The sequence below is a fragment of the Microbacterium sp. NPDC064978 genome, from assembly GCF_044543605.1.
Lineage (GTDB): Bacteria > Actinomycetota > Actinomycetes > Actinomycetales > Microbacteriaceae > Microbacterium > Microbacterium meiriae.
In genome coordinates, this window is the sequence record NZ_JBITWF010000007.1 from 22,398 (window position 1) to 29,589 (window position 7,192).

A 7,192-nucleotide genomic window follows, 5' to 3' on the forward strand; every position below is an offset into this window, starting at 1 on the left:
ACAGATCAGAGATCACGGGCGAGTCGGCGCGACTTCGGCCCCCACGAACGGACGATAGACCAGACAGCGGGCAACGCGAGCATGGCCAATCGGCGCGCCCATGGCAGCAGAATCCACGAAGCCGAACTCGAGGAGAGGGCACAGTGAACGAACGACGCGTCTCCGCGGCTGCTACGGAGGCGGCTGAAGAATGCGGGTGTGCACCCACGCCCGCCGAACGCGACTCATTCTGGAAGCTGAGTGTGACTCGACGTGGCGCTTTCGGACTCGGCGCCCTCGGCGTCGCTGCATTCGCTGCATTCGGTATCGGCTCCGGCGTCTCAGCGGCGTACGCTGCGTCCTACCCGAGCTGGGACGATGTCCAACGCGCCAAGAACAACGAAGCTGCCAAGGCCGCCGAGATCACCCGAATCGAAGGGCTGATCCAGTCCTTGACGCAGAAAGTCGCCGAGACCCAGGCTGCCGCCGATACAGCCTCCGACGAGTTCTACGCAGCACAACAGGAATACTTCGCTGCGATCACGGAAGCCGAGAGCCTGCAGGCGCAGGCCGACGAACAATCAGCGATGGCCGAAACCTCTGCGCGCAGGGCCGGTCAAGTTGCGGCACAGCTGTACCGCAACGGTGGAGACGACTCAGCACTGCAACTGTTCTTCTCCGGCTCCGCGGACAACGCCGATGAGCTCCTGTCCCGGCTGGGCACCATGGACAAGCTGCTCGAGTACAACCGGTCGGTCTACGATGACGCAATCTCGGCGCGCAACACCGCCCAATCGCTGACCGATCAGGCGAAGGTCGCCCGCGACGAACGAGACCGCCTGCAGCAGGTCGCGGAGCAGAAGATGATTGCCGCACAAGAAGCGGCCGACGCCGCACAGGCCGCGCTCGACGAGCAAGCCGCGAACCTCGAGACGATGCAGGCGCAGCTCGCCGCGCTGAAAGACACCACCACGCAGACGGTCGCCGGCTACCAGGCGGGTGTAGCCGCGCGCGAGGCCGAAGAGCGCGCCCGTCGCGAACGCGAAGCCGCCGAAGCGGCAGCCAACGGAGGCGGCAACGGTGGCGGCGGAGGCTCCGCCGGGAGCGGCGGTTGGGTTCGGCCCCACGGGGGCGGCCGAAGTTCAAGCTACGGCCCGCGGACCCCCATCTGTGGTTCGCAGGGCTGCTCCTCGAGCTACCACTACGGCGCCGACCTGGCCAACGGCTGCGGAGCGGCGATCTACGCCGCCAACTCCGGAACCGTGGACTACGCCGCCGCCAACGGCAACTACGGCAATTACGTCCGCATCCAACACGGCGGGGGCGTCAGCACCGGGTACGCCCACATCAAACCCGGTGGCATCGCCGTCAGCCGGGGGCAATGGGTCAATTCCGGCCAGGTCATCGCATACGCGGGTGACACCGGACGCTCCTTCGGGTGCCATCTGCATTTCGAGGTCTACATCAACGGTGGCTACACCAACCCCGTCCGGTTCATGGAAGACCGTGGCGTCTATATCTAAGGTTCCGACGCCGGATCACGAAGTGGCGCCGTCGACATGAACAGTTGGGTAGAGAAGGCTGCTCCAGTCGTCACTCCCGACATCCTTGCTAGGGATCTCAGAGCGGGAGGATGACGCTGCCCATCACCGCCGTCAGCCGCGACATGATGTCGGTCCACAGCCCTGTCACCATCAGGAGGCCGAGGACGATCAGGAGGATACCGCCGCAGACATTCAGCACCCGGATGTGACGACGGAGAAACTCGACCGTCTTCGCCGCCCAACCGAACCCCAGTGCGACCAGCAGGAACGGGATGCCGAGGCCAAGCGAATACGCGAGACCAAGGAAGCCAGCCCGGACAGGGTCGCCGGCGTTGAACGAAAGCGCGATGATCGCGGCAAGCGTCGGCCCCATACACGGCGCCCAGCCGATACCGAGTGCCACTCCGAGTAGCGGCGCCCCGACGACACCGGCCCGGGAGCCAACGTGAAAGCGGACCTCCCGCTGGGCGAAACTGAACAACCCGAGGAAGACGAGCCCCATCAGGATGACGACGACTCCGAGGATGCGCGTGACCAGGTCACCCCAGCGTAGGAAGAACACGCCGGCCGTCCCGCTCAGCGCAGTGATGAGAACAAAGACGACACTGAAGCCGAGGATGAACAGAAGCACGCCGACAACGAGCTGACGGCGCTCAGGCGCGACTGCGTTCGTCGCGTCACCCTTCGAGCGCGGCGCGACCGCTCCGCCGAGGAAGCCGAGGAAGCCGGGGACCAGCGGGAGCACGCAGGGCGACAGGAACGACACGAGGCCGGCGAGCATCGCGACGGGGACTGCGAGCCAGAGCGCACCGGACCCGATGATGGTGTCTGCGTTCACGGCGTCTCCGCTAGGGCGTCTTTGACGAGGGTCGAGAGGATCGAGGTGCCGTCGATGGGCCCGATGATGCGGGCGGCGACACGGCCCTGTCTGTCGAGCACGAGAGTGGTCGGTGTCGCCTGGATCGGCACAGCCTCGGAGAAAGCGAGTTTCGCCTCGGCCGTGTTCACGTCGATCAGGCTCGGGTAGGTGATGCCGAACTCGTCAGAGAAAGCCTGGGCAGTGTCAGCCTGGTCGCGGGTATTGATGCCGATGAAAGCCACATCCTCGCCGCCGTATTCCTGCCAGACGCTTTCAAGATCCTTCGCCTCGATGCGGCACGGCGCGCACCCGGCGTACCAGAAGTTCACCACCGTGACCTTGCCGGCGTTGTCCGCACTGTCGAAATCATCACCAGTTTCAGTAACGCCACTGAAGACCACGGGCTCGCTCCGCTCGGCCACCGGGACCTCGACAATAGCGCCGTTGCCGGCCACATACCCGGTGTTCTCACCCTTGAGGTAGGAATCGCTGACCGGATCCGGCGCACACCCGCTCAGACCGATGGCGAACACTGCGGCGAGCATGACTCCCGCCGCACCGCGAACGGTACTAAAACGTGGGTCTCGAGGCACATTCGCACCTTACGCAGATCCCCTATGCGTCCGCCGAACCGTGCCACCGCCCCACGAGATCGCTTGCCACTTTCGATGTTCGTCAGAGCAAGTTGATGCGTAGGCGACCTCGGCGTTGCTGACACACGGCGTCAATCCCGGACGACCGTGTGACAACATCCGCGAGAATCCGCCACCTTTCAGGAGAACAGCGACAGGTTTCGTGAGAATGCGACAGGTTTCGTGAGAATGCGACAGGTTTCATGAGAAACGACATGTCGAAATCTGCTGTCCGATCTCACGAAAGCTGTCGGTCGGTGAGACAGAACATTCCCGGGAAGACGGGTGAGTGATGCACGGTCGAGGCTGCCGGCTGTCTCACGAAAGATGTCGTAAATCACCTTCCACTCTCACGCTGCCTAAAACGTCGAACGGCCAGTTTCGGCGCATCTGGTTTCGGCAGGGGGTTTCGGCGGGTGCGCGATCGGCGTGTCGTGCGATCGGCCGGCGACCTCCGTGCGTCTGCCGTAAACGATCGTTTTCGGTGGTTCACGGAGGTCCCCACGCGTAGTGTGTGCCGAGTCGGCCTAGACCCCGCTGATCGGCGGTGGGTCCGGAGTCCTTCTTCGGGCTCACTCGTCGCCAAAGGTCGGTTGACTATTCGTTGAGCCGGTCGAGGATGTCGTTCATCTGGTCGATCTCTTCTTGTTGTGAAGAGATGATCTGCTTGCAGAGGTCTTGGATTTCCGGGTCGCTGATATCTGATTGCTCACATACCAGGATCGCTCGCGAGTGGTGCGGGATCATGGAGCGGAGGAACTGGTCGTCACCGACGAAGGCTTCTGCGCGGCCCATGAAGAACGCGACCAGAAATAGTGCGGCGAAGCCTACGAGCAGCCCGACGTTCACCGCCTTGTTCGGGAACATCTTCCACATCACGATGACCATGATGATGCCCATGGGGAACACCATCATCAGAGCCATGTAGAGGTTGCTGATGTTGAGGAAGAGGTCATCGAGGACGTTGATCATCGCGAACGTGAGGAAGTACATCACGACGAAGCTGAGCGTCAGGGAGATGGCGAGTTTGAGGTAGCTCGACATTCCGCCGTGGTCTTGTTCGTGAGATTCCGGTACGGGCGGGCGTGCCCCGTTGTCGGCGTGGTGCTGTGTCATAGCGTCTCCAACAGCGCAGTGCAGGCTTGTTCGCAGCGCCGGCATGCCTCGGCGCAGATCGTGCAGTGCTCGTGCATGGTGTGCTGTTCGCACTCGTTGGCGCAGCTCGTGCAGGCCGTTCGACAGGCTTCAAGCGCGGCGCGGGTGAGGTTGGCGTCGTACCCGGTGTGGCGGGAGAGGATGCGGGCTGTGGTGGCGCAAAGGTCTGCGCAGTCCAGGTTCGTGCGGATGCATTTGGTCAGGTCAGCGACCATGTCCTCGCTGAGGCAGGCGTCGGCACACGCGGTGCATGCTTGCGCACATTCCAGACACGCGTCGATGCACTCAGCAAGCTTCTCCTGATCGATTCCGCCTAGGTCTTTCGGGTAGGTGCGGAGCATTTCCTCGGTAGTAGACATGAGGGGGTCCTTTCGTGAGCCACGAGCTTCGTGAGCCACGAAGGTACGCTCGCGCCCTCCACTCATTGAGGCCCTTGAGTACCCCGCCGGGGTGTGTTAGCTGTGGTGGGCCGCGTTCGCGCGAGTCTCCGCCGCAACTCCGGATACTCGCGACAGCACCGCCGACGAATCACGGGTCGCAGCGTGAGCGAGGTGGACACAAAGTACTCACGTCGGGAATGGAACCGGAACCACTTGAGTTGCATACCCCCAGGGGGTATCTTCGAATCATGAACGGGTATGACGGAAACAAGGACGATCTGCGCAAGCGGTTGAACCGTGTCGAGGGTCAGGTGCGAGGGATTGCCCGGATGGTCGATGAGGACAAGTACTGCATCGACATCCTCACCCAGGTTTCTGCGGCGACGAAGGCCCTGGAGACGGTCGCCTTGTCACTGCTCAGCGATCACCTGAGTCACTGCGTCACCGAAGCGAGCGCCACAGGCGGGGCGGTCGCTGCAGAAAAGGTCCGCGAGGCCAACGAAGCAATCGCCCGCCTGGTCCGTTCATGACCCCCACGTCTGTCTAGTTGAAGGAGAACACACGCATGACTGATCGCATCGAACTCGGACTGAAGGACGCGAACGCGGGCTGCGCATGCTGCGCGACCCCCTTGAACGCGGAGACATCCGCACCCGTGGCGTCTGCGGTTACGCAGGACGTGCTGGTCGAGGGAATGACGTGCTCGCACTGTGTGTCGAGCGTCAGTGAGGAACTGAGCGCTGTCGACGGCGTCGAGTCCGTCACCGTAAATCTGAACGCTGGCGGCCCCTCCCGGGTGACCATTCACAGCACCAGCCCTGTCGACCCCGCTGCCGTGCAGGCTGCGGTTGAAGAGGCCGGCTACGCCCTCGCGACCAACCACGCCTGAGTCGCACCTGAGAGCGTCCGGCCCGACCCGGGCGGATTCGAGCAAGGAGTTCCGATGAGCCAGCACGACGACCACACCGATCACACCGCACACGCCAAACACGGCGGGGCGCCCACAACAGAGCACGACCACGCGGCGATGGGTCACGACCACGGCGCATCACCAGAACACACAGGTCACGGCGGGCACGAGGGTCACGGCGGCCACGGGGGCCACGGAGATCACGTAGGCCAGTTCCGGCGCCTGTTCTGGATCATGCTGCTCCTCGCGGTGCCCGTGGTCGGGTTCTCGACGATGTTCTCGACGATCCTCGGCTATCCGTTGCCCGATGCCGCGTGGGTTGCGTGGATCTCCCCGGTCCTCGGAACCGTAATGTACGTGTGGGGCGGGACCCCGTTCCTCACCGGCGCGGTGAGTGAGCTCCGTGCCCGCAAGCCCGGGATGATGCTTCTGATCGCCCTCGCGATCACCGTGGCATTCCTCGCTTCGTGGGGTGCGAGCCTCGGCCTGCTGCACCACGAGCTGGACTTCTGGTGGGAGCTGGCCCTACTCATCGTGATCATGCTGCTCGGGCACTGGATCGAGATGCGCTCCCTCGCACAGACGACATCGGCGTTGGACTCCCTGGCCGCGTTGCTGCCCGACGAGGCCGAAAAGATCGACGGTGACACGACCGTCACGGTCGCACCTTCCGACTTGCAGGTGGGCGATGTCGTGGTCGTGCGCCCCGGCGGGCGGATTCCTGCGGACGGGCGGATCGTGCAGGGCTCGGCCAGCATGGACGAGTCGATGATCACCGGAGAATCCAGGCCGGTACGCCGCAGCGACGGTGACCCGGTCATCGCCGGCACCGTCGCCACTGACTCCGGTGTGCGAGTGGAGATCACCGCCATCGGTGAGGACACCGCTCTCGCGGGCATCCAGAAGCTCGTCACCGAAGCGCAGAGCTCGTCGTCGCGGGCCCAGCGTCTCGCGGATAAGGCGGCGGGATGGCTGTTCTGGTTCGCGCTCGGCGCCGCCGCGATCACCGCCATCGTCTGGACCATCGTCGGCTTCCCGGACGCTGCCGTGATCCGTACGATCACGGTGCTGGTGATCGCCTGCCCGCACGCTCTTGGCCTGGCGATCCCGCTTGTCGTCTCGATCGCGACCGAGCGGGCCGCTCGTGGTGGCGTTCTGATCAAGGATCGTCTTGCTCTGGAGAGCATGCGCACCGTCGATACGGTGCTGTTCGACAAGACCGGCACGCTCACCAAGGGCACCCCTGCCGTGACCGCAATCGATCCCATCACGGGGATCGACGCGGATCAATTGCTGGCGTGGGCTGCGGCCGCGGAAGCGGACTCCGAGCATCCCCTCGCCCGCGCGATCGTCAACGCGGCGAAGGAGAAGAACCTCACCGTTCCGGGCTCGTCCGACTTCGAGTCCTCGCCTGCGGTCGGGGTGCGCGCCCGTGTCGATGGTCGTGTCGTGCAGGTCGGTGGCCCGTACATGCTCGAGCAAGAACACGCCGCCGAGCTGCCGGTTGCCGACGAGTGGCGCGGTGAGGGTGCGATCATCCTCCACGTGCTCGTTGACGGTCAGGTGACGGGTGCGTTGCGCCTGGCGGATGAGATCCGGTCCGAGTCGCGTCACGCGGTCGATGCGCTTCACGAGCGCGGCGTGCAGGTGGTGATGATCACCGGTGACGCCGATGCGGTAGCCGCGTCCGTCGCCGACGAGCTGGGTATCGACCGGTACTTCGCCGGGGTCCG

General features: G+C 64.3%; 8 protein-coding genes. 4 read left to right on the plus strand and 4 right to left on the minus strand.

Features of this window, described 5'->3' with window-relative positions; genetic code table 11:
- The first annotated feature begins 143 nt into the window (after positions 1-143).
- Entirely contained in the window at positions 144-1,502 is a 1,359-nt protein-coding gene (locus ACIGJI_RS17330) for a M23 family metallopeptidase (RefSeq protein WP_058631461.1), read from the plus strand.
- Positions 1,503-1,599: 97 nt separating this feature from the next.
- Here the strand turns inward: ACIGJI_RS17330 and ACIGJI_RS17335 are convergent, their stop codons facing one another.
- From ACIGJI_RS17335 to ACIGJI_RS17350, 4 genes are all read right to left on the minus strand, one after another.
- Positions 1,600-2,361 carry a cytochrome c biogenesis CcdA family protein gene (locus tag ACIGJI_RS17335; RefSeq protein WP_194239347.1) on the minus strand — a complete coding sequence of 254 codons (762 nt, stop codon included), beginning with the start codon at positions 2,359-2,361 and terminating at the stop codon, positions 1,600-1,602.
- On the minus strand, positions 2,358-2,927 hold the full coding sequence (locus ACIGJI_RS17340) for a TlpA disulfide reductase family protein (protein WP_136054588.1): 570 nt from the start codon (positions 2,925-2,927) through the stop codon (positions 2,358-2,360). Before ACIGJI_RS17340 ends, ACIGJI_RS17335 begins: the two co-directional genes overlap by 4 nt.
- A gap of 684 nt (positions 2,928-3,611) precedes the next feature.
- Positions 3,612-4,130, minus strand: coding sequence for a DUF305 domain-containing protein (locus tag ACIGJI_RS17345; RefSeq protein WP_227991980.1), 519 nt, complete (start codon positions 4,128-4,130; stop codon positions 3,612-3,614).
- Positions 4,127-4,528, minus strand: a complete 402-nt coding sequence (locus ACIGJI_RS17350) for a four-helix bundle copper-binding protein (protein WP_046747258.1) — start codon at positions 4,526-4,528, stop codon at positions 4,127-4,129. The genes ACIGJI_RS17345 and ACIGJI_RS17350 overlap by 4 nt, the downstream gene beginning before the upstream one ends.
- Before the next feature lie 269 nt (positions 4,529-4,797).
- On the opposite strand from ACIGJI_RS17350, the gene ACIGJI_RS17355 reads away from it, so the two are divergent.
- The 3 genes from ACIGJI_RS17355 to ACIGJI_RS17365 all read left to right on the plus strand — a co-directional run.
- Positions 4,798-5,079: a metal-sensitive transcriptional regulator gene (locus tag ACIGJI_RS17355; RefSeq protein ID WP_046747257.1), complete on the plus strand. Its 282-nt coding sequence runs from the start codon at positions 4,798-4,800 to the stop codon at positions 5,077-5,079.
- 35 nt (positions 5,080-5,114) lie between these two features.
- Positions 5,115-5,438, plus strand: coding sequence for a heavy-metal-associated domain-containing protein (locus ACIGJI_RS17360; protein ID WP_046747256.1), 324 nt, complete (start codon positions 5,115-5,117; stop codon positions 5,436-5,438).
- A gap of 54 nt (positions 5,439-5,492) precedes the next feature.
- Positions 5,493-7,192 (plus strand): heavy metal translocating P-type ATPase (locus ACIGJI_RS17365; protein WP_366244716.1); only part of this gene is annotated, 1,700 nt, incomplete at its 3' end.

Bases quoted from the DNA above. Each gene is read 5' to 3' on its own strand.
- ACIGJI_RS17340 (WP_136054588.1), bottom strand. From the start codon at position 2,927: ATGCTCGCCGCAGTGTTCGCCATCGGTCTGAGCGGGTGTGCGCCGGAT.
- ACIGJI_RS17345 (WP_227991980.1), bottom strand. From the start codon at position 4,130: ATGACACAGCACCACGCCGACAACGGGGCACGCCCGCCCGTACCGGAA.
- ACIGJI_RS17350 (WP_046747258.1), bottom strand. From the start codon at position 4,528: ATGTCTACTACCGAGGAAATGCTCCGCACCTACCCGAAAGACCTAGGC.
- ACIGJI_RS17355 (WP_046747257.1), top strand. From the start codon at position 4,798: ATGAACGGGTATGACGGAAACAAGGACGATCTGCGCAAGCGGTTGAAC.
- ACIGJI_RS17360 (WP_046747256.1), top strand. From the start codon at position 5,115: ATGACTGATCGCATCGAACTCGGACTGAAGGACGCGAACGCGGGCTGC.